Origin of the sequence: Pseudomonas sp. UFMG81, from assembly GCF_015354575.1 — a bacterium.
Lineage (GTDB): Bacteria > Pseudomonadota > Gammaproteobacteria > Pseudomonadales > Pseudomonadaceae > Aquipseudomonas.
The window spans coordinates 1-20,332 of the sequence record NZ_JACAFQ010000044.1 but is presented as its reverse complement, the minus strand read 5'-3'; the positions used below and the strand labels follow the sequence as shown (position 1 = coordinate 20,332).

The window sequence follows — 20,332 nt, the reverse complement described above, 5'->3', positions numbered from 1 at the left end:
ATAGGGCCGCAAAGCGGCCCCGGCGATCGTGGTGTGCAATCGAGGTTCTGGGGGCGCTGCGCCCCCCTTTTGCGGTTCAAGGCCGCTCCTACAGAAAACCCGTGCAAGACAATTGCTCCCACAAGGAACACACCCCATCGGCTCACACGGATTGGAACCAATCGCGCCGTTCGGCAAACGTAGCCTTGATCGACTCGGCAAGCCGCAGCACCAGCGCCTCACTGGCCGACCGCGGGTTGATGACCAGCCACACGCCCCGCTGCATCGGTTCCGGGACCACGCCCGGCAGGGCCATGAGGCTGCGATCGCTCTTGCCGGCGTAGTGCGGCAGCAGGCCGATGCAAGCGCTGCAACGGATCAGCTGGACGAACATCTCGTAGTCCTCGAGGGTGGTGACACCGCCCTCGCGCGCCGCCAGCAAACGGTGCCAGGGCGCCAGGGCCGGCACCGGCAGATCGCCGCGCCACTGCACCAGCATGTAGTCGCGCAGGGCCGTGGCACAGGTGGGCCGGTTGGCCTCGCGGCAATAGCGCTTGGCGATGTAGGGCAGGTAATCGAACACCGCCAGGCGTTGTGCGTCCTCGTACGCGAACGCTAGCTCAGGAGGTTGCTCGGCACTGTCGGTCAGACACAACGACACATCGCTGTCACTGTCGGCGAGGCTGACCACTTCCAGCCTCGCCCCGGCCAGTTGGCGGACGAACGTCACCAGGTTGCGCCCGAGAAAATCCCGCAGCAGCGGTTCGCTCACGGCCAGGCGCAGCGTGTTGACCGCCCTGCCCTCACCGAGCCGTTGCTGGCGCGCCTGCAACACCTGCTTGAGGTGCCGGCCCTGGCGCGTCAGGACCACGCTATGGTCCTGATTGGCGAACAATGTCACCCCCAGCTGCGCCTCCAGCCGGGCGAGCTTCCTGCGCAGTACTGGCGCGCTCAAGTTCAGGCTGCGCGCCGCCTGCATGAAGCAGCCGCAGCGGGCACTGGCGAGAAAACAGGCCAGCATCGTTTCGTCATACGGCGCACCCGTACTGGCCGCTTGGACGGGCATATCGAACATCGGCATCCTTGCCTCCTGACCGGGCCGCCAAACGCGGCCCGGTCGTCCTTGCGTGGTTGATCTCAGCGCCCCGCGTCACCCAGTTGCTGCAACGCCGCGCCATCGATGCTCAGCGTCGCCTGGTTGAACAGGCCTTCCACATAGGCCTTGGCCGCCTGCTCCTGGCGCTGCGCGCGCAACGCCAGGCGCAGGCGTGGCGCCACCTCGTCGAGGGTCGCCAGCCGCGGCGGCTGGCGCTCGACAAGCTTGACCACATGCCACCCCGCCTCGCTCTGCACCGGCTCACTCACCGCGCCCACCGCCAACCCATGCACCACCTCGCGTACCGCGGGCAGCAACTGCGCCAGCGGTTGCAGGCCGGTGTCGCCACCTGCCTGCGCGGCCCGCTCATCCTGTGAGTGGGCCTTGGCCAGGGCGGCGAAGTCGGCATTGGCGGCCTGGGCACGCTTGCTCAGGGCCTGCGCCTGCTTGCGTACCTCGTCACCGCTGCCCGCCAGGAAGATCTGTTGCAGGCGGTAGCGCTCCGGCAGTTGCAAATCGGCCTTGCTGGCGTCATACGCCTGTTGCAGCTCTTCGGTAGACGGGTAATCGGCCGGCACCTGACTGACCGACACCAGGTAGTCGCGCAGCACGATCTGCTCGGTGGCAGCGCGGGTCTGGCGCACGATGTCGGGCCGCTCGCCCCAGCCCTGGGCTTCGGCCTGCTGGAACAGCGCCTTTTCGGCCAGCCGCGAGCGGATCCATACCTCCAGCGCCGGGCGATCGGCCCGCAGCTGGTTGGCCTGGGCCGGCGGCAACTGGTCGAGCATGGCGCGCACTTCATCCACGCTGACCTGCTGGTCGCCCAGCCGCGCCAAGGCTACGCCTTGCGTCACTGCCGGCTCAGGGGCTCGGCTGGCCGCCACGGGCTCGGCGCCGGGGCGCAAGGCCAAGCCCACGGCCAGCGCCAGCAGGGCCAGCGCACCGGCGCCGGCCCATAGACTGCGACGGCTCACGAGGCGTTGTCCTCTGCCACCTGGGTGGCGGGCTCAGGCTGGCCTTGCGCGGCGTGGCGGCTGAAGTCGCGCAGGTAGGCGATGAACTCCTGGAGCAGGCGGTCCCACAGCAGCAGGTGGTTGGCCAGGTGTTGGCGGCTGACCCCGTCGGTGACCAGCACATCCTGCTCCATCACCAGGAATTCACCCTGGCGGTACAGCCGGGCGAAACGGCGGCTGCTGCTCCAGCGCTCCACCAGCCCCTCGGGCAGCTCGCCCTGGATGCGCAGGGCGCAGCTGAAGGTGAAGTCGACGAATTGCCCCTCGCCCTGCCCCGGGTTGCCCAGGCGCACGGCGAAACCGATGCCCTGGCTGGCGCTGAGCAGCTGCACCAGGCCGTTCTGTTCGCTGCGGTTGACCCGCAGCCCCGCATCCTGCATCAGGGTGGTCAGAAACTCGACGTTCACGCTTTCGATCAGGGCTTGTTCAGTCATGGTCTTGCTCCTTGTGGTGTCGATACATCATTGCGCGGCGCGTGCTTGCGCCGCATCGAACTGTGTCTGGTATAGCTGATCGCCGAAGGTTTGCGCCATTTCCTCGAACTTCACCCGCGCACTGCCGGCAAAAGGTTGGCGCATGTTCATCACATCGGCCAGGTCGACCTTCTCGTAGGCCTGGAGAATCTCCTTGGCCACGCCATACATCTGCTGGTTCTTCTGCGCGCACTGCTGCACCTCGCCGTCACGTGCCTGCAGCTGGCCGGCCAGGGTCGCGCGCTCGCTCTCCTTGGCCCGGGCCATCACCAGCAGCTCGTCGTAGGCCTGTTTGTACTTGCCCAGTTGCTCATTGCTGCTGGCCACCAAGGCCTGGGCCTGGCTATGCAGCGCCTGCTGCTGCCCAGCCAGTTGTTCGGCCTGGCCACGGCTGCGGGCCAGCTCCGCGCTCAGCTGCTTGACCTGGGCCAAGGCCGCATCACGCTGCTGTTCGGCGCCAAGGCGCGCCGCCGTGGCCTGGGCCTGCTCGCTCTGCAGCGCCTGCAACTGCTGGGCGGTGCTGCGCAACTGGGCGCGCAGACGCTCTTCGAGGGTCTGCGCCGTGGCGCTGCTCGCCAGGCACAGGCCCAGCGCCAGCCACAGCGCCCGAGGGGCTTGCTTGTTCATGATCGACCTCCGGCTAGAAGCGCGTGTTGAGTTCCAGTTGCAGCACATCGATGTCGAACGGCGCACCGTAGACCGCCTCGGAACTCAGCCAACGGGCCGTGGCGATGATGTTCTTCTCCAGGCCGTAGTTGGCCCCCAGCACATAACCCTTGGCGTTGGTGCCACCGAGGTGGAACGAAGAATCGTTGAAACCGTCCGGCATGGCGTCGGGCTGGATGTAGCGGTACCCGGCGAACAGGCTCCAGTCGCCGCGCGCACTCGGCTCCAGGGCGTTGCCCAGGGTGAACTGCACCAGCCAGGCATCGCCACCGCTCTCCAGCTTGCCGCTGCTGTCGAGGTTGTTGACGAACTGGCCCGCCGAACGCTTGCGCATGTCGCCTTCGTCGTAGGCCAGGTTATGGATGTAGTTGGCGTGGCTGCGCAGTTTCAGGTCACCCGGTAGGTCGGTATCCCAGATCAGGTTGAGGTCGAGCAGGTCGAACTCCGAGGCCAGGCCCACGAACTGTGGCTGCGGCGTGGCCTCGGGGTTGCTCGGGTCGAGGCTGATGTTGCGCAGTTGGAACAGGGTGTTGCCCTTCTGCATGAAGGTCGGGCGGCTGCCATCGGTGTCGCAGCCCGGGTCCCCTGCCCACGGTGCACACGCCGAGGAGCGCTGGCCGGCGATATCGTCGAAGCGGTAGTACGCCAGTGCGCCGGTCAGGCGGTTGCTGTCATTGAGCTGCCACTTGCTGCCCAGTTGCACGCCGTACAGCCACTTGTTGTCGCTTTCTTCCTTGTCGAAACCGTTGCTGCTGGAAGTGTCCTGGGTGTACTCGACCGGGAACGCGCCGACGGTGCCGAACAGGTTCAGCCCGTCGTTCAACGGCTGGTCGAAGATCGCAGCCACCCCGTCGAAGTTCAGGTCGCGGGAGTACAGCATGTCGGTGGACAGGAACGGGTTGGCGATCCGCCCGCCGGTCAGCGCCAGGCGCTGGTCGGGTTTCCAGGTCAGGTAGCCACGGTCCAGCCACAGGTCCTTCTTGCCGAAGCCGCCGCCCAGGGTCTGGGTGGTCGACACCGGGTTGTCGTCGCTGCCGGTACCGATACGAATGCCAGCGGTCCAGGTGGGCGCCAACACCGCCGTCAGGCCGAAGCGGGCACGCAGGCGCAACAGGTTCTCGCGGTCCTCGCGGGTGTTGAGCAGTGGCGGCAGGCTGCGGCTGCTGTTGGGGTTGACGTCGTAGGGGCCGTCCTTGTTGAGCTTGGCGAAGTCGACAATCTCGTTGCTGTTGCTGTCCGAGTAGTAGCGCGACTCGTCGCGCAAGCGCACGTCGCCATCGAAGCTGATGCGCGAAGCCCAGTCCGGGAAGGTATTCGGCGCCGCCCAGTTCTCCTGCTTGGCGGTGCTCATGACTTCAGCCTTGATCTCGTCGCGGATCTGCTCGCGAACGATGGCCGGCACGTACTGCACGCGCACCTCGCCGTTGGCTGCTGGCACCGCGGCGACACTGGCACGGGCCTGCTGCGCTTCGGTTTCGGCCTGCTGGATCAGGGCATTGGCGTGGTCCTGCTTGATCACCCCCTGCTCCACCAGCAGGCGGATCAGGTTGACCGTAGCGTTCTGCGACGGCGCCGGGGCTTGCGCCAGGGCCGGGCCGACCGTCGCCAGCAGCCCCAGGCCGATCGCGGCGGTCAGTCGGTTTACTGTGCACATCATGGGTCTAACGCTCCTAAAGGTCAGTCGTGCATTCACAGTGTTCATGGGCGCCGCCCACCCAGGTTCATGCGCACCGGCATGGGCATGTCGGCGGGTGGGCGTTGCGCCATCGGCGGCGCGCCACGCAAGGCGCCCGCGATCAATTCGTCCTTGGCCGCGTCACCGCTGGAACGCAGCACCTCCACGCGGATGAACTCGCCCGTCTCGCTCAACCACACACCGACTTGCAGGTTGAACACCTGGTTGCGCAGCTCGGGGTTGTCGCGCAGCAGCTTCTGCAGGGTCGAGGCCATGTAGTTGTTGTAGGTGCCGGTGCCGAGCCCGAGCCGGTGGCCGAAGCCGAAGAGGTCAAGCCGGCCGAGGAGGCACCGCCCAACCCCGCCGAAGACTTGGCCAACCCCATGCAAATGGACGGTGACGCGCAGTCCGGCAGCGACGCCTTCAACGTCGCCGCCGCCCTTGCCGGCGCCGACGTTGAAGGCGTCGCTGCCGGACTGCGCGTCACCGTCCATTTGCATGGGGTTGGCCAAGTCTTCGGCGGGGTTGGGCGGTGCCTCCTCGGCCGGCTTGACCTCTTCGGCTTCGGGCACCGGCTCGGGCTCGGCGATCTTCTCCTCCACCGGTGGTTCCGGCTCTTTGGGCGGCTCCGGAGGTGGCGGCGGTGGGGGTGGCAAGGGGATGATCGCCGGCACTTTCGGTGCCTCACGGCGCACCCCGCTCATGTCGTTGGCCCACTGCCAGAGCAGCCAGGCGCCCACCACGCCGAGCACGGTGAGGCCTGCGGCAACCAGCAGGCGACGGCTGTTGAGTGTCTGCTTCATCGCTGGCCTCAACCCTGGTTCGGCTTGCCGGTGACCAGCCCGACCTGGGCCAGCTCCAGACGCCGCAACAGGTCGAGCACCTCGACCACTTTCTGGTACTGCACCCCGGCGTCACCGCGCACGATCAGCGGGAAGTCCGGGTTGCGCGCCTTCTCGCTGCGCAGGCGGTCCTCGAGCTCGGCCAGGGTCACCGGGTAGGCGTCGAGGAACACCTGCCCGGCGTCGTTGATCGAAATCGCCTTGGTCTTGGGCTGGGCCAGCGACACCGTGGCGCTGGCCTTGGGCAGCTGCACCTGGATGCCGGACACCTGGGCGGTGGCGGTGAGGATGAACATCACCAGCACCACCATCAGCACGTCCACCAGGGGGGTGATGTTGATGCTGTCAACGGCCGCGTCATCGTCGTCGTCATGGGAAGCGTTCACGGATGCCATGCTGCGCTCCTCAGGCCGGGACGGTCGGGTGGACGACGTGGCTGGCGTGGCGCTGCGCAGCCTCGTCGGCATCGCCCTGGCCGTGCAGTTCGGCCAGGCGGGTGATGAACTCGTCGACGAACACCCGCATGTCGGCGCTGACCTCCTTGTTGCGGGTGACCAGGCGGTTGTAGCCGAACAGCGCGGGGATCGCGACGAACAGGCCCATGGCCGTGGCCAACAGGGCCGCCGCCATGCCCGGGGCGATGGCGTTGATGTTCACATCGCCGGCCATGGCCGTGCCGAGGAACACCACCATGATCCCCAGCACCGTACCGAGCAGGCCTATGTAGGGGCCGCCGGCGATGGCGTTGGACAGGGTCGAGAGCTTGGCGCCCAGGGCCTGGTTCTCGCGGGTGCGCACGCCGTCCATGGAGCAGCGGATCGCCTCGATGGTGGCCGCCGACACCACGGCGGTATCGGCGCCCTGCTCGCGGCGGGTGCGGATTTCCTTCACCGCCACCTGGTACAGGCGCCACAGTGGCGAATGGGCAAGGCGCTGCTTGAGGTCCTGGTCGTCGGCAAACTTCTCCAGCTGCGTACCGACGTCGGCAAACACGTCACGGAACTCGCCATTGGCCTGGGTGACGCGGTTGAGGGTACGGTTCTTGCGCAGCATGATCAGCCAGGACTGGACCATCATCAGCACCAGCACGGCGATGATCACCCAGGCATCCACGGGCACCGCCTTGAGCAAGAAGCCCAGGCTGCCGAAACCGAAACCGGACTGCTCTTCGTCGACGCCATACACCACCAGGCGCGATTCGGCGCCCTGGGTCATCACATCCGCTTGCAACGCCTGCGCGCTGCGGGCCACGCGGGACAGGCGCAACTCATCGAGAGCGCCGACGAAGTTCGCCGCGCCCTCGCCCGCCGCGGTATCGCCGCCAATGCCGAGCGCCCCGGCGAACGCTGGCAGGCTGGCGGCCAGGCTGGCCACTTCGCGGCCTTCGAGCAGCAGGCTGAACCGGGCGCCATCGGCGCTCAGCGCCAGGTGTTGCCACTGCCCCGGCGCCAATGCCTGGTTGGCCGTGGCGCGCTGGCCGTCGAGTTCCACGAACGGCATGCCCAGGCTGAGCCCCAGCAGCAGCCGGTGCTCGCCTTCGTGACGGGCCAGTAGCAGCTGGTCACCGGCGGACTGGTCCTGGCGCACCCAGGCACTGAAGGTCATTGCGCCACCAGCCGGCCATTGCAGCGCCGGGTTGGCCGCCAGTTGCAGCGGCTGGTCGTGCAGCTGGATCGCGCGGCCGATCACCCCGTCGATGGCGGCGACATTGCCCTGCAGGCTGTTGCCGTAGGGGCTGGCGTCCTGGGGGGTGGCGCCGTCGAAGTGGAACAGCGCGGTGAAGTCGGCGTCGAACACCGGCTGGCCATCGGCCGGCTGCGCCTTGGGGTTGCCGTAGTACATCCACAGGTCCTGGCGCTGGCCAGCCTCGATACGCGGCACATCGACCCAGATCTGCGCGATGCCCATCAGCGGGTCGAAGCTTTCGATGCGGTGGTTGAGCACGGTCTTGTCATCGGCGCTGACGAAGCGGATATCGGCACCGCTCTCGCTCACCCCGTCAAAACCAAAGTTGCCGGTGTGCAGGCGCACCAGTACCGCTGTGCGGCCCAGCGCCTGGGTCAGCGCCGCGCCTTGCGGTGTGCTGTCGACGGAAATCTGCTTGCGGAACTGCCAGTCGTCCTGCCACCAGGCACTGGCGCTGCCCGGCAGGGCGAAGCCCAGGCAGATGAGCACGGTCAAGATGAGGCGTTGCATGGAAAGTCTCCAGGATCGATGCCGATCGGGTCAGAAGGTCGCCTGCACGCTGAAGTGCAGGCGCGAGTCGTTTTTCTCGGTGTTGGGGCCGTCCTTGAGCGGCAGGCCCCAGTCCAGGCTGCCGGACAACCAGTCGTTGAGCGTGGCGCGGGTGCCGATGCCGACGCTGAGCAGGTCGAAGCGGTCGTCCTGCTCGGGCAGCGGTTCGCGCAGGGTCAGGTGGGCACCTTCGGTGAACAGGTAGAAACGCCAGTCGCTGATGGCGCTGCTCACATACGGCCCGATCGACGGGGTGCGCAGCTCCTGGGAGAACATCACCCCTTCGTCGCCGGTGCGCTCGGCGGCCAGGTAGCCGCGCACCGAAGTGGCGCCACCGGCGGCGAACTGCTCGTTGGAGACCAGCGGCCCCGAGGCCAACTGCCAACCCAGCTTCGAGGCGCTCTGCCAATTGCCCGCCAGGTTGAAGGTGAAACTGCTGTCGCCCTTGAGCACCAGGAAGCTCGAGTCGGCCTCGTAGCGCTTGTAGTCGAACTCGCGGTCGTCGCTGCCGTAGCCGAACAAGCGCCGGGTACCGGCCACCAGGCTCAGGCCCAGGCTGAACTGCGACGCCTCGGTGTAGCGGTAGCCGTTGTAACCCAAGGTGATCGGTGCGTACTTGAGCGGCACCGTGTCGCCCTCGCCGCCGAACGTGAGGCGCTCGTCGAAGTCCTTGAAATCGATGCCGGCCGACAGCGAGTGGGCCCAGTTGCCGGTGCCGGGGATCGCGTAGATCGCCGAGACGCCATAGGAGTGGCCCTTGCCCAAAACGTTGCTGCCACCGACCGTGGCGACGTTGCTGTCGGACTTGAAACCGCTCAGTTGCAGGGTCCAGCGCTCGCCCAGCGGCGCACTGTAGGAGCCCGACCACACTTCGGCGTTGTCACGGTCCTCGGGGGCGGTGAACCAGGTCAACGAGATTGCGTGGCCCAGCTGCCAGAGGTTGTTGTAGCCCACCGTGGCCACCGTGCGCAGCTTCTCGGTGTCGGCGCTGTAGTCGTTGTTCAGGCCCAGGCTCAGGTGCCACGGCTGCTGGTCCTCGACCTGCAGGTCGACATCCATGGTGCCGGGGCGCTGGCCTTCGCGCACCATGGGCATGACCTGGCGGTTGGGCGTACGGTTGAGGTCGGCCAGTTCCGCCTGCACCTGGGTGAAGTCCGGCACCTGGCCTTCGGCGAGGGCCGGCACCTGCTCGCGGATCTCCACCGGCGAGTAGTGCTTGGCACCCACCACCCGCACCCGGCCGACCTTGGTTTCGCTGACCTGCAAGTAGACGATGCCGCCCTCGACCTTCTGCTCGGGCAGCTCGACGAACACCGACTGGTAGCCCAGCGCCTGGTAGCGTTGCTGCAACGCCTCGCGGGCGCTCTCCAGGTCGTCCAGGGTCTTCTGCGGGCCGAGGAAGGGGTACACCGCCTCCTCGATGGCCCGGGCGTCGAGCACGGTGTTGCCGCGCACCACGTACTCGTTGATGTCGACCCGCCGCTGGGCGTCCGCTGCCGACGGTTCGGCCGCCTGCACACAGGCGCCGACCAGGGTCAGCAGCAAGCCTGCGCGCGCGCCATACCGTTTGAAGAACAAATGCTCCACACCGCCCCCTCGTTCAGGATTGCGTTCGGCCCACTGGCCGTGATCTACGCGTGTTTGTCTGGCGAGCCGCGCTGGCCCGTGTGCTTGGCCAGCCAGCTGTGCAGCAGGGCCAGGTTGAGGCTGAATTCCGGCATCTGCGCCAGGGCGCCGCTGCATACCTCGTCGACGATGCGCTGCAACAGGCGCACGGCCTGCTCGCTGCCCAGCAGCACGTCGAGGTCGTGGCTGAACTGGCCGAACGGCCAGATGCGCGCTTTCAGTTCCAGGCCGACGAACCAGCGGAACAGCAGGTTGTAATTGAGCTGTTCGTGCAGCTGTTTCTCGCTGGGCACCGCGTACAGCAGTTGCAGTAACAGCAGTTGCATCATGGCCTCGGGGGCGATGTGCATGGCGTGGCGCTCGGCCAGTTCGGCCAGCAGCGCACGCTCGGCGTGCAGCAGCGCCTCGACGCGGGGTTTGAGCAAAGCCAGGGAATGGCCCGGCGGGATGCAGCTGTCGACCTCCTTGAGGGCGCTCTGCCAGTCGTCCTGGGAGACGATCCACACCCAGGGCGCGCCGTAGCGGTAGACCGACACCGGGCGCTTGCGCGCCGCCTCGACGATTTTCGCCAGGCGCTGGTCCAGCTCCTGCATCCCCACCTTCGCGTAGCGTTCCATAGACCCCATTGCTCCACTCCTTCCGGTCCCTGAGCAGCTGCTCAGCGACAGCACATCCCCAAGACGGAGGTGGCCCATGGCTACCGAACTTTTGTCATGAAAGCTTCATGGGGCGGGGTGATTGCGGAGGGTTATCGCGTGAGGGCAGCCAAGCGCTTGCCGGAGGTTTTGCAGCGCTCTTGAGATCGAGCGCCGCCCGCGCGGCGCATCGCTGGCAAGCCAGCTCCCACATCTGTTTCGGGCCAATCCATCCTGTGAGGTCATCACTGTCCGCCTTGGCGCATGTCTCAAGACTGATGGGGCGGCGGCAGCGTCCACACAGAAACCGCGTCGTACAAACAAGGCGGACAGTGAAGATCTCACAGACATAACTGGCCCGAAACAGATGTGGGAGCTGGCTTGCCAGCGATGCGCCGCGCGGGCGGCGCTCGATCTCAAGAGCACTGCAAAACTTTCGGCGAGCACTTGGCAGCCCTGACGCGCCCCCCTAAAAACCAGCCCCTTACAACAAATTACCCCGCTCCTCCTCGGTCAACTGCGCCCGCGCCTGCTCATCGAGCGTCCCTGCCCCCAACACCTGCACCGGCCCCTGTGCGTCATACCGCGGCGCTACACTGGTCTCCTTGCGCACCGGCACCAGCCGCTCATTACCATTGCCCACCACCTGCACAGTGATGATCGACGGCTGGCGTTCACGCGCCGCCGCCTGCTGCTGGCGCGCCGCATCCTCCGCAGCCTGGGTCGCCGAGCTGGCCGCAGCGCTGGCCGAAGTAATAGCGCCGGTGTTCACCGAGGCCACCACCGGGATGCCCTGGGCCTCGCCCTGCACCTGGATGTTCGCCGCGTTGACCACCTGCAAGGCCGCGATATTGACGTTGCCCGACACCCGGATCCCGGCCTCGCCGGCATCGATGGTGCCCAGCGGCGCGATCAGGTCGATGTCCCCCGGCGGGATCTCGGCGATCGGCGCCAACGTGGCGATACCGGCACCGGTACTCGGCGCGCTCGGCGACAGGCTGCTGTTGCCCCAGGCGTCGTACACCCGACGTGGCGGGGTATACACCACGGTGGTCTTGGCACCGCGACCGGCGTTGATGTCGCCCTCGGCCGACCAACCGATGATCGAACCGCCGAAGGTGGTCATGATCCGGCTCTGGCCCAGCAGGATGCTGCCCTTGGCGTACAGCTGGATATCGCCGCCGCCCTGGGTGACCACACCGGCGGTGGCTGGCGGCACCGTGCCTTCGACACCGAAGATCTGCTGCCCGCCCGGGGTCAGCGCCTGGATCGCGCCACCCAGCTGGGTGCGCACCCCGGCACCGCCGAACAACAGAATGTCGCCGTCATAACGGATCGGGTTACCCGCCACATCGCGCTCCGGGAACAACGCGGCAATCGCATTGCGCCCGCGCAGGTAGCTGCCCTGGCGCACCCCACCGGCCTGGTTGTATTCGCGCCCGCCTTCGCGCAGTTCGGCGAAATACACCTGGCGGGCGAACACCGCCTGCTCGGTGGCCGGCAAGCCGGCGAAGCGCTCACGGGCCTGCTCGGCATTGCCCACAAAGCCGTAGCGCTCGGCGAGCCATTGGCGCAGCTCCTCGGCGTAGGTCTTGGCCACCCTGCCCGGCTGGCTGGCCAGGCTGGCGCTGCTGTTGGCCAGGTTGGCCGGATCAAGGTACATCGCGGCGAAGCGGCGGTAGTCCGGCCCATGGGCACCCACCCCGGCCTGCAGCACCAGGCCAGCGCCCGGGCGGCTGTCGCCGGCGACGATGGCACCCAGGCTGTTGATGGCGGCGCGGTCCTCCATGCGCAGGTTGCGCCCGGCGCTCACGGTCAGCGTGCCGGGGCCGGCGACGTTGAAGCTGCTGAACAGGATGTCGCGCCCGGCGACCACTTGCGAGTGGTCGGTGGCATCGTTGTGCACGAACAGGTTGCCGGTCGAGTACACCGTGGCCGTGCGAATATCGGCCAGGTCCACTGGCGCGGTCGTGCGCTCACCCAGCGCGGTGCCACTGTAGACGATGTCGCGGCCGGCCATCATCCACACCGGGGCCGCACCCTCGTACCAGGTGGCGCCACTGCGCGCCTCGCCGAATGCCAGGATTTCACCGGTGCGTACGCCGACCAGATCGCCATTGACGGCATATATGCGCGCCGGTTGCAGCTGACCGTAGGCGTTGGCCGCACCCGTACCGGCAAAGGCGAACAACGGCAGCCGCCCCTGCTCCAGGTCGGCGCGGATGCCATCCGGTCGCTGGTTGCTGACGCTCACCGCGCCGTACGCGCCGCTGAAAGCGGGATTGAATGGCGTCGCCAACGCCGATGGCGCAGCACCACTCTGACTGATCGCATAACCGCCTGCGTAGATCGACCCTTGGGCGAGCAGTTGCAACTCGCTGTTCGTCGAAGGTGCCAGCAGCAACGAGTACGGCTCGACAGGGCTGCTGTACCGGGTCCCTTGCGCGTTGACGAAGTTGCCGTAGTAAAGATTGCCGCTGGCGGCAACCGCCCTGAGGATCGACGGATAGACGAAGCGCCCATCTGTCGGCGAGGTATCCAGCCCCCTCAACGGCCCCTGGCCCTCGACTTCGACGACCTGCGTGCTGGGCGTCAGGTCGCCCCCGGCCGAGAACAGGTCGATTGCCGTATTCGGTGTCCACAGGCTGAACCAGCTGTTGCCGCCACCGGCCTGGCCAGCAAACGGCGTGGTGTTGAGCGAAGGCACGCGCCCCGGATCCGCCGCCCCACCCAGCACCAGGTCCCCCCGGGTGTCGAGCTGCACCGTCGCATCCCCCGGTATCACCACCAGCCCGCCGGCGGCGGATGCCAGGGTGGCACGGAACGGATCGTAAGCCCGGACTTCGTGGGCGTCCTGGTTGCCTTCCAGGGCGCCATAGACCCGGCCGATCGCGCCCACAGACGCCGCCGCCACCCGCAGGTTGCCGCGCAGGTTGGTCAGCGTACCTTGCAGATCGTGAGCCGCCACCCCCAGTAATGGCGGCGCGTCCACTTGGCCAAGCGCCGCGCGCGAGGGATTGACCGCACCGCCAACGCGCAGGGTCAGATCGCCGCCCCCACCCAGCGTCAGGCTGCCGTCGGCAGCCACCCGCCCGGTGCTGCCAACTGCCAGTTGCAGGCCTTGAGAACGGGCGCTGTCGTCCCACTGCACACGGCTGTCGGCGCTGGTCTTGCCGACCACATCGAGCAGTCCGGCCTGGCCTGCGACGCGCACGTCCAGATCGCCGCCACCCAAGGTGCCAAAACCGGTGAAGCCTACCAGCACCGAGTTGCCCTGGTAGTTGGCATAGGTACCGAAGTTGATCCACCAGGCGGTAGCGATGCTCTGCTCCATCGGCAACGCCGAACCGCTACCTTGACGCCACAACCAGTTGCCGACCCTGGCGCTGGGCAGCGGAGGGGCGAGTTCGATGCGTGAGTCGAAGCTGCGGCTCAAGGCATTTCCCGTAAGGTCGCCACCGACCTGCACCAGCACGTTGCCCCCCTGCTCGGGGTACCAGGCCTGATAGAGTCGGTCATCGCCAGCCACCAGGCTTTCATAGCCCCCCAGCATCTCTGGGAGTACCTGGCCGGCCGAGCTCGCGCCCGAGCCCTCCCCACGCGCCAGTTGGTACGCGTTGGCCACCTCGGTGGCAGTGCCGGCGGTGTACACACCGAACAATGTGGTCATGTCCAGGTTACCCGCCGCGATCAACTCCAGATCACCCGTGCCGGTGCGCAATACGCTGAAACGGCTCCCAGCGGGTGTCAGGTCATAGTCGCCGCCGGCCGGCGCCTTGCTGCAGTAGGTGGGGAACTCGTCGCAGAGCCCAGGGTAGCCCACTTCGTCGAAATCGATCGGATCACCCGCCTGCCCAGGCCACCCGAAGTTGTCGATCCCTTCCTGGGTCCAGACCCAACCGCTGGCCGGGGCAGACTTGGTGCAGTAAGTGGGGAACTCGTCACAAAGCCCGGGATAGCCAACCGCGTCGAAATCGATCGGGTCACCCGCTTTGCCAGGCCAACCGAAGCCGTCGATGCCTTCCTGGGTCCAGACCCAGCCGCTCGCCCCCACGGCCTTCATCCCGACATGGTGGTCGGCCAGGCGCAGTTGCCCCGTGGCATAGGGGTCGGCCAGCCGCGGGTCGGCCGCCGTGGTATCGGCACCGGCCACCAGGCGCAGGTTCCACGACTCCGAGCCGGCCGGCAGCATGCGTGCCACCGCCCAGTTCTGGCCCTTGCCGTCGGGGCGCAGCGCCACCGAGCCTGCGCCACCCAGCTTGATATCGGTACGCGGCGGGATGATCGAGCCGCGTTTGAGCACCAGGTTATGCGACAACAGCACCAGGTCGTCGGCGCCAAAACCCAGTTGGCTGCTGGGCTGGGCCGGCAAGGGCACGCCCTTTGGCCAGGTCATGGCGGTGATCGGTGTGTCCACCACCAGCCGGCTGCCGGCCCCCAGCTTCATCCCGGCCGCCAGGTGCAGGATGCTGTCCAGACGGGTGCCGGCGGCCACGGCCACGCTGCCGTCGGCATTGAAGATCGGCGCCGCCAGCACCGTACCGGCCGGCAGGTCGATGGCCGATGACAACGTGGCCTGTACCGGCAACAGGCTGCCGGCTGCCATCTGCCGTGCCTGAATCGGCAGGTCGTAGTTGAGCACCTGCCCGGCGAGGAAACCGGTGCCTGCGTGCAGTTCCACGCCGCCATTGGGCACCACCACCTGGGCACCATAGGCCAGGCGGCCTTCGAGCAGCATCCAGCCGCCGTCGTCCTGGGTTTGCGGCGGTGGCGCGAAACCATCGTTGATACTGCCCAGCACTTCGATGTCGCCACCGGCGCGCAGGTTGAGGTTGCCCGCCTCGCCCGAGCCGGTCACACCGGGGTTGAGGCTGGCATAGCGATACGCCGACAGGTCGATATCGCCGCTGACCACCAGGTTGCCGTCGGTGATCACCTCAAGGCCCGGGCGCAGGTGCAGTTGTTGGCGATAACCCTGGGTCAGGCCGGCCAGCTTGCCGTTGCGCAGCGCGGCATTGTTCAGGGCAGCGTTGATGAACAGCGTGCTTTCGCCATGCCGTGCATCGAGGTAGGCCTTGTCGACCTGCACATAGCCTTCGCCATTGACGTGACCATCAGTGCCCGGTGGGGCATTGCGGTCGCGGGCCACGGCGAACAGGTCGATGCGTTTGGCGCCGAGGATCGACAGCGGTCCGGATGCGTCGATGGCGATATCGCCGTAGGTTGGGTCATCGGCGCGCAGGCGCGGCGCGTACAAGGCCAGGGTGCCGCGTTCCCGGCCATCGTGCCCCGTCGTCGCCTCGGTGCCGTGGCGCAGGTCGATGCGCGCGCCGGGCGCCAGGGTCAGTTGCCCGGCCCCGGAATTGAGCTCCACCGTGGCCCGGTTCGGGCTGTCGATGATCTTGCCGTAGCTGTCCACCCGCAGTACCCGGCCGTGGGCATCGAGCACCGCGCCACTGCCCAGGGTCAGGCCGTTGCCGGCCGCCAGGCGGATGTTGCCCACGCGCTCGCCGCTGGCGTCGATCAGGCCGTTGACCAGCAACCGGCCGTTGTCCAGCGACACCTGCACATCGTTGGCGCGCAGGCCGTCACCGATGGTCAGGTCGCCTTGCTTGAACTGGAAGCGTCGGCTGCCGTGCAGGCCACCGTCGTTGAGGGCCTGGTTGAGGTTGGCGAAGGCCTGGCTGAGGTCGCCGTCGCCCAGGCGCTGGGCGCGCAGGTTGATCCCGGCGCCAGCGTAAGGCACCCGGGTGCCACCGGCGTCATAGTGGCCAGAACTGCTGCCCAGGATCCGCCCCAGCAAGTCCACCCGGCCCGCGCCCGCAGCAAGGGCCACCACTTCCAGGCTACCGCCCTGGTTGTTGTCGGCATGCAGGTCGATGACCGAGCCCGCCGCTTGCAGGATGTTGCCCTGCTGGCTGCGCAAGATCACATCGCCGCCCCAGCTGTATTTGTCCAGGTCGTTCAGGCTGACCTTGCGCCCGGCCATGTCCAGCTGCGCGCCCGCGCCCAGCAGCAGGTCGCCCTGGCTGTCGAGGGTGAGCTTGCCGCTGGGCAACGCGACGCGAGTATCGAGGCTGATGCGTTGCGCGCTCAACGACAGTTCCGCGCCCAGGGCATCGCCGTTCAACGCCACTTGCGCATAGGGCTGGCCATTGCCACCGAGCACCTGCAAGGTGCCGCCGGCGCGGATCTGGTTGACCGAGCCGGCCTCACCCGTCACCAGCGGCGCCTGGATCAGCAAGTTGCCGCCGCTGTAGCGATAGCCCTCGCCGGTCACGTATTCACCCTGGCTCTGGTAAACCGCCAGGCTGCCGCGATGGTTGGCCGTCATCCGTTCGCTGGCCAGCAGCTCGACCGTGCCGAAGCCCAGCGCCAGGCGGCCGAACGCCGGTTGGCTGCTGGGCTGGGATTGCGGCCCGTAGCCCAGTTCGATGCGCTCGGCCTGCAGCTGCAGGCGCCCGCTGCCGCTGCCGGCGCCATGGCTCAGCAGTGCCGGCGCCGCTTGGGTGGCGCCGCTCCAGATCAGGTTGCCGGTGCGAATCAAGGCAACATCATCGGCGCTGCCGTGGCCATAAATGGCCGGTGTGCCGAGCACCAGGTTGGTCATGCGCGATTTGCCGCTCAGCGGGTCGAGGGTGTCCAGGCTGGCGTTGCCGAAGAAGTTGATGCTGTCACGCACTGTCAGGGTGAGATTTTCCAGGGCCGGGGCACCACGCTGGGTGTCGCCGCGCAGCAGGCGATCGAGCACCTGCTGGTCGAGGGTCAGCCCGCTGGGCAGGTAGCCGGCCGCTGCNGCAGCGGCCAGGCTCGACGCACTGCCCACGTTGATGGCGCCGACGGCCAGGGTTAGATTGCGGGTGCCCAGGCGCACCTGGTCGTCGAGGGCGAAACGGTTGGTGGTGGCCGCCGCGATGGTGCCCTCGGAATACAGCTCGGTCTGCCCGCCGCATACGGCCTGGCACGCACCGATCAGGATGCTGCCGGGGCCCGCTACCGGGGCTGTCGAATGAATCGGCGCCAGGATATCCACCCAACCATTGGAGACGATCAGCACGCTGTTGCTCTGCGGGTTGTACAGGTAGCCGTTGGTGCTGTCGTAGACCGGTTTGCCCAGCCCCAAGGTGTCGATGTGGGCGCCCTGCTCCACGGTGATAGCGCCGCTGAGCTTGCCTGTGGCGAGAATCACCTCGGCGGCGCGCAGTTGGGCACCGCTCTGCAGGACGATGCTGCTGGCGTTCAAGGCGCTGAACGACAGCTGGTTGCCCCCCTGCCCATAGAGTCGCTGCCCCGCACTGCCGATACGCAGGCTCGACGCCTGCAAACGGTTGAGCTGCTCGGCAGAGATGGCCATCTGGCCGGTTTTCAAGGTCGTCGGCGCCTGCTCGCCGTGGATCAGCAGATCACCCGAGAACAGCACGCTGGCGATGCTGCCCTGGCCCTGCCCCTGTGGCTTGTTCAACAACAACCCGTCCATGCTGAACGTCGGCCGCCCGGAACGGTTGATGCCCAGGTTCAGGGTTAGCCCCTTGGCGTCGATTGGCAACGCGGCACGGGGAATGCCCAGGCGCGCGGCGTCATCGATCAGGAACTGGCTCAGGCTGGTTTCGTTGTATTGCGCATAACGCCGTACGCTGTCGGCGCTGCTGAGCACCAGCTGCTGGGCCAGCGCGTCGACCACCGAGGTGCCAGCGATCGAACGTTTGCCGGTCAGGCTCCATGAACCGTTGCGCATGGCCGTGGCCGTGCCACGCGAGGCGCCGGCGCTGGCCTGGCCATTGAGCTCGACGCGGTAGGCGCCGGGTAGCAACGCATAGCTGGCCGGCAGCAAGGTGTAGGTGCCGGCCGGCAGCCCCGGCACGCCGGCATCCAGGGTGATCCGCTGGCCCACCAGCGGCTGGCTGCCGCCCTCGCCCGCCAGCAACGGCGGCGCCACGCTGGCTTGCGCGCCAGGCACGATGGCATACACCGGGTTGGTTGCAAGCCCGGGCAGGCTGAAGCTGCCATCCGGCCTGTTCTGCACCAGTGGATAGTAACGCGCGTCGGTGGAACCGCCGCGCCCGGAGATGAACCCGGCACCCTGCACCTGGCCACCGCCGGAAAGGTCGATCACGGCCCCTGGCGCCACGGCGATGCTGCCGCCGCCCAGGCTTACATTGAGCCAGCCGACAGGTAGCGAATTGCTCAGCAGGGAGTCACTCAGCGCACTGCCATTGGCGGTGTACACCAGCCCGTCCACCGTGCCGCCATACGGCATGACCAAGCCGGCGGCGCTCACCGAGGTGAGGCTGCCGGGGTGCAAGGTCACTTCACGGGTCGAGGTATTGCCCAGGGTCAAGGCGCCCAGGGGGGCGCGCAGCACGCCATGCTGGTCGATGGTGTCGGCCAGCAGGCTGAGGGCGCCGAACAGCGAATAGGGTTGATCAGGCGTTGCTGCACTGCTGCGGGCGACCTCGATGTGCCTGGCTTGCAGCACGGCCACGCTGTTGGTGCCTGGGTAGATCTGCGCGGCGCTCAGGCTCAGGGTGCCAGGTGCGATCAGGCGGGTATCGGTACCACCGAGGGTCTGGAGCAAGCGCATATCGCCCTGGCTGGCCAGTGTCACGTTGGCAAAACCGCGACGATCCTCAGCGTTCACGCCCTGCGCCGAGGCGCCGAGGGTGAGTGTATTGCGCAACTCGACCAACCCGGCATCGACCCGCAGCCCAGCCTGGCTGGTGCGGCTCGACAGGCCTTGGCTGAGCTCGTTGTTGGTGCTGCCCGACGGTGGCGCAGGCAGCGGCGTGTAGCCCGCCAGGCGAACATGGGCGGAGGCGAGGTTGACCTGGCTGCTGGCGCCGGCCTGCTCGGCCAGTGCCAGGGCGCCAGCGTACAGGCTCAGGCTGCCCGCCGGGGCGAGGGTCAGGCTGTCGGTGAAACTGATGACGCCGCGGCTGAACAGGGTGAGGTGATCGAATTCACCCTGGCGCACCTGGTCCACGCTCAGGTGACCATGCCCGTACACCAGATCACCCGCCTGGTTGGCGAAGCTTTCCGCACGGGCGCCGATACGCAGCTCGCGCTGCCGGTTGGCCGCGGCGTTGGCGGCATTCAACGGCGCGGTGGCACTTTCCAGCGCCACTGTCAGGCTGCCACCGGCCGCACCCACGCCGCCGGACGCCGCGCGCAGCGCACCGTCCACATAAAGGCCGTTGTCGGAGCCCAGGCTGATGCTGCCGCCCGCGCTGGCCAACCGGGTGGCGCCGACGTTCGGTACATCCACGATGATCTGACTACCCGAGGCATCCAGCCGTGCGCCGGCTTCCACCACCACGAACAGGTCAGGGGCGAAGGCGCCGCCCACCTGGGGATCGAAACCGCTGCCGATAACGATGTTGCCACCCTGGCGCACCTGGCCGTAACGGGCGCCCAAGGCATCGATGAAGGTCACGCCCCGGGCCGAGACATCCAGGTTGGCGTTGCTGCCGACACGGATGGCGCGCTGGTGCGGCAGGGTATTGGCGGCGCTGGTCAGCTCCTCGCTCAAAGGTGCGCGTTCGGCGAGAGTGATCTGCCCGCCACGGGCGATCAGGCTGCCGTCGACCCACATGCCGCCAGGACTGCGTAACGTGATCGCCTGGCCATCGTCGACTTCGAGGCGGCTGCCCCGGCCCACCCGCAACTGCCGCGCATCGAGTTGGGCCTCGGTCTCCTGGCCGGTGCCGACTTGCAGCAGCAGGCTGGCGCCCTGGCGCTGGCTCAGCTTGCCTGCGGCTGCGTCCTCCAGATACTGCGGCGGGGTCCACAGTTCCAGCGCCTGGTTGGCCGACAGCGTGTTGCCGCGCAGGCGATAGACCGGGCGGTTCACCACCACCTGGGCGCCCTCTGCGACCTCGAGGCCGCGGTTGCCCGCCACGTCGTAGTGGGCGAAGCCTTTGTCGAAGAAGTCCTGGGCCAGGTTGACGCTGGCCGCCGTTGCACCGATACCGACGCTATCGCCACGCAGGGTGAGCGTGCCGGCGTCGGTGACGCCATGACCGTGCAGGTCGCCAGCCAAGGTCAGCTTGCCGCCCGTCGAGCCGTTGAAGCCCAGGCTGGCCAGCGTGATATCCC

The 20,332-nt window shown here is 67.6% G+C and carries 11 protein-coding genes; all 11 read right to left on the bottom strand.

What is annotated here, in order from left to right; genetic code table 11:
- Window positions 1-142: 142 nt before the first annotated feature.
- The 11 genes from IX761_RS24165 to IX761_RS24115 all read right to left on the bottom strand — a co-directional run bounded on the left by IX761_RS24165 (window position 143) and on the right by IX761_RS24115 (window position 20,276).
- Window positions 143-1,060 (bottom strand): LysR family transcriptional regulator, encoded by a 918-nt coding sequence (locus IX761_RS24165; protein WP_194792023.1) that lies wholly within the window; start codon window positions 1,058-1,060, stop codon window positions 143-145.
- 56 nt (window positions 1,061-1,116) lie between these two features.
- Window positions 1,117-2,049, bottom strand: a complete 933-nt coding sequence (locus IX761_RS24160; protein ID WP_194792022.1) for a peptidylprolyl isomerase — start codon at window positions 2,047-2,049, stop codon at window positions 1,117-1,119.
- Window positions 2,046-2,522: a YbjN domain-containing protein gene (locus tag IX761_RS24155; RefSeq protein WP_194792021.1), complete on the bottom strand. Its 477-nt coding sequence runs from the start codon at window positions 2,520-2,522 to the stop codon at window positions 2,046-2,048. The genes IX761_RS24160 and IX761_RS24155 overlap by 4 nt, the downstream gene beginning before the upstream one ends.
- Before the next feature lie 27 nt (window positions 2,523-2,549).
- A complete protein-coding gene (locus tag IX761_RS24150; protein ID WP_194792020.1) occupies window positions 2,550-3,188 on the bottom strand; it encodes a DNA repair protein in 639 nt (212 codons plus the stop codon).
- 13 nt (window positions 3,189-3,201) lie between these two features.
- A complete protein-coding gene (locus IX761_RS24145; RefSeq protein ID WP_194792019.1) occupies window positions 3,202-4,884 on the bottom strand; it encodes a putative porin in 1,683 nt (560 codons plus the stop codon).
- Between the two features lie 41 nt (window positions 4,885-4,925).
- The gene (locus tag IX761_RS27745; protein ID WP_194792018.1) at window positions 4,926-5,705 is read right to left on the bottom strand and encodes a TonB C-terminal domain-containing protein; all 780 of its coding nucleotides are present in this window, start codon (window positions 5,703-5,705) and stop codon (window positions 4,926-4,928) included.
- 8 nt (window positions 5,706-5,713) lie between these two features.
- Window positions 5,714-6,139: an ExbD/TolR family protein gene (locus IX761_RS24135; protein WP_194792017.1), complete on the bottom strand. Its 426-nt coding sequence runs from the start codon at window positions 6,137-6,139 to the stop codon at window positions 5,714-5,716.
- A gap of 10 nt (window positions 6,140-6,149) precedes the next feature.
- Entirely contained in the window at window positions 6,150-7,940 is a 1,791-nt protein-coding gene (locus IX761_RS24130; RefSeq protein WP_194792016.1) for a DUF2341 domain-containing protein, read from the bottom strand.
- 30 nt (window positions 7,941-7,970) lie between these two features.
- Entirely contained in the window at window positions 7,971-9,566 is a 1,596-nt protein-coding gene (locus IX761_RS24125) for a ShlB/FhaC/HecB family hemolysin secretion/activation protein (RefSeq protein ID WP_416366814.1), read from the bottom strand.
- Window positions 9,567-9,610: 44 nt separating this feature from the next.
- Complete coding sequence (locus IX761_RS24120) at window positions 9,611-10,222, bottom strand: transposase (RefSeq protein WP_194792042.1); 612 nt, start codon at window positions 10,220-10,222, stop codon at window positions 9,611-9,613.
- A 502-nt stretch (window positions 10,223-10,724) separates the two neighbouring features.
- Window positions 10,725-20,276, bottom strand: a complete 9,552-nt coding sequence (locus IX761_RS24115; RefSeq protein ID WP_228533925.1) for a filamentous haemagglutinin family protein — start codon at window positions 20,274-20,276, stop codon at window positions 10,725-10,727.
- Window positions 20,277-20,332 lie beyond the last annotated feature (56 nt).

What these genes read in the sequence shown, in the direction of transcription:
- IX761_RS24145 (WP_194792019.1), bottom strand. Translation starts at nt 4,884, where the DNA reads ATGATGTGCACAGTAAACCGACTGACCGCCGCGATCGGCCTGGGGCTG.
- IX761_RS24120 (WP_194792042.1), bottom strand. Translation starts at nt 10,222, where the DNA reads ATGGAACGCTACGCGAAGGTGGGGATGCAGGAGCTGGACCAGCGCCTG.
- IX761_RS24150 (WP_194792020.1), bottom strand. Translation starts at nt 3,188, where the DNA reads ATGAACAAGCAAGCCCCTCGGGCGCTGTGGCTGGCGCTGGGCCTGTGC.
- IX761_RS24165 (WP_194792023.1), bottom strand. Translation starts at nt 1,060, where the DNA reads ATGCCGATGTTCGATATGCCCGTCCAAGCGGCCAGTACGGGTGCGCCG.
- IX761_RS27745 (WP_194792018.1), bottom strand. Translation starts at nt 5,705, where the DNA reads ATGAAGCAGACACTCAACAGCCGTCGCCTGCTGGTTGCCGCAGGCCTC.
- IX761_RS24130 (WP_194792016.1), bottom strand. Translation starts at nt 7,940, where the DNA reads ATGCAACGCCTCATCTTGACCGTGCTCATCTGCCTGGGCTTCGCCCTG.
- IX761_RS24135 (WP_194792017.1), bottom strand. Translation starts at nt 6,139, where the DNA reads ATGGCATCCGTGAACGCTTCCCATGACGACGACGATGACGCGGCCGTT.
- IX761_RS24155 (WP_194792021.1), bottom strand. Translation starts at nt 2,522, where the DNA reads ATGACTGAACAAGCCCTGATCGAAAGCGTGAACGTCGAGTTTCTGACC.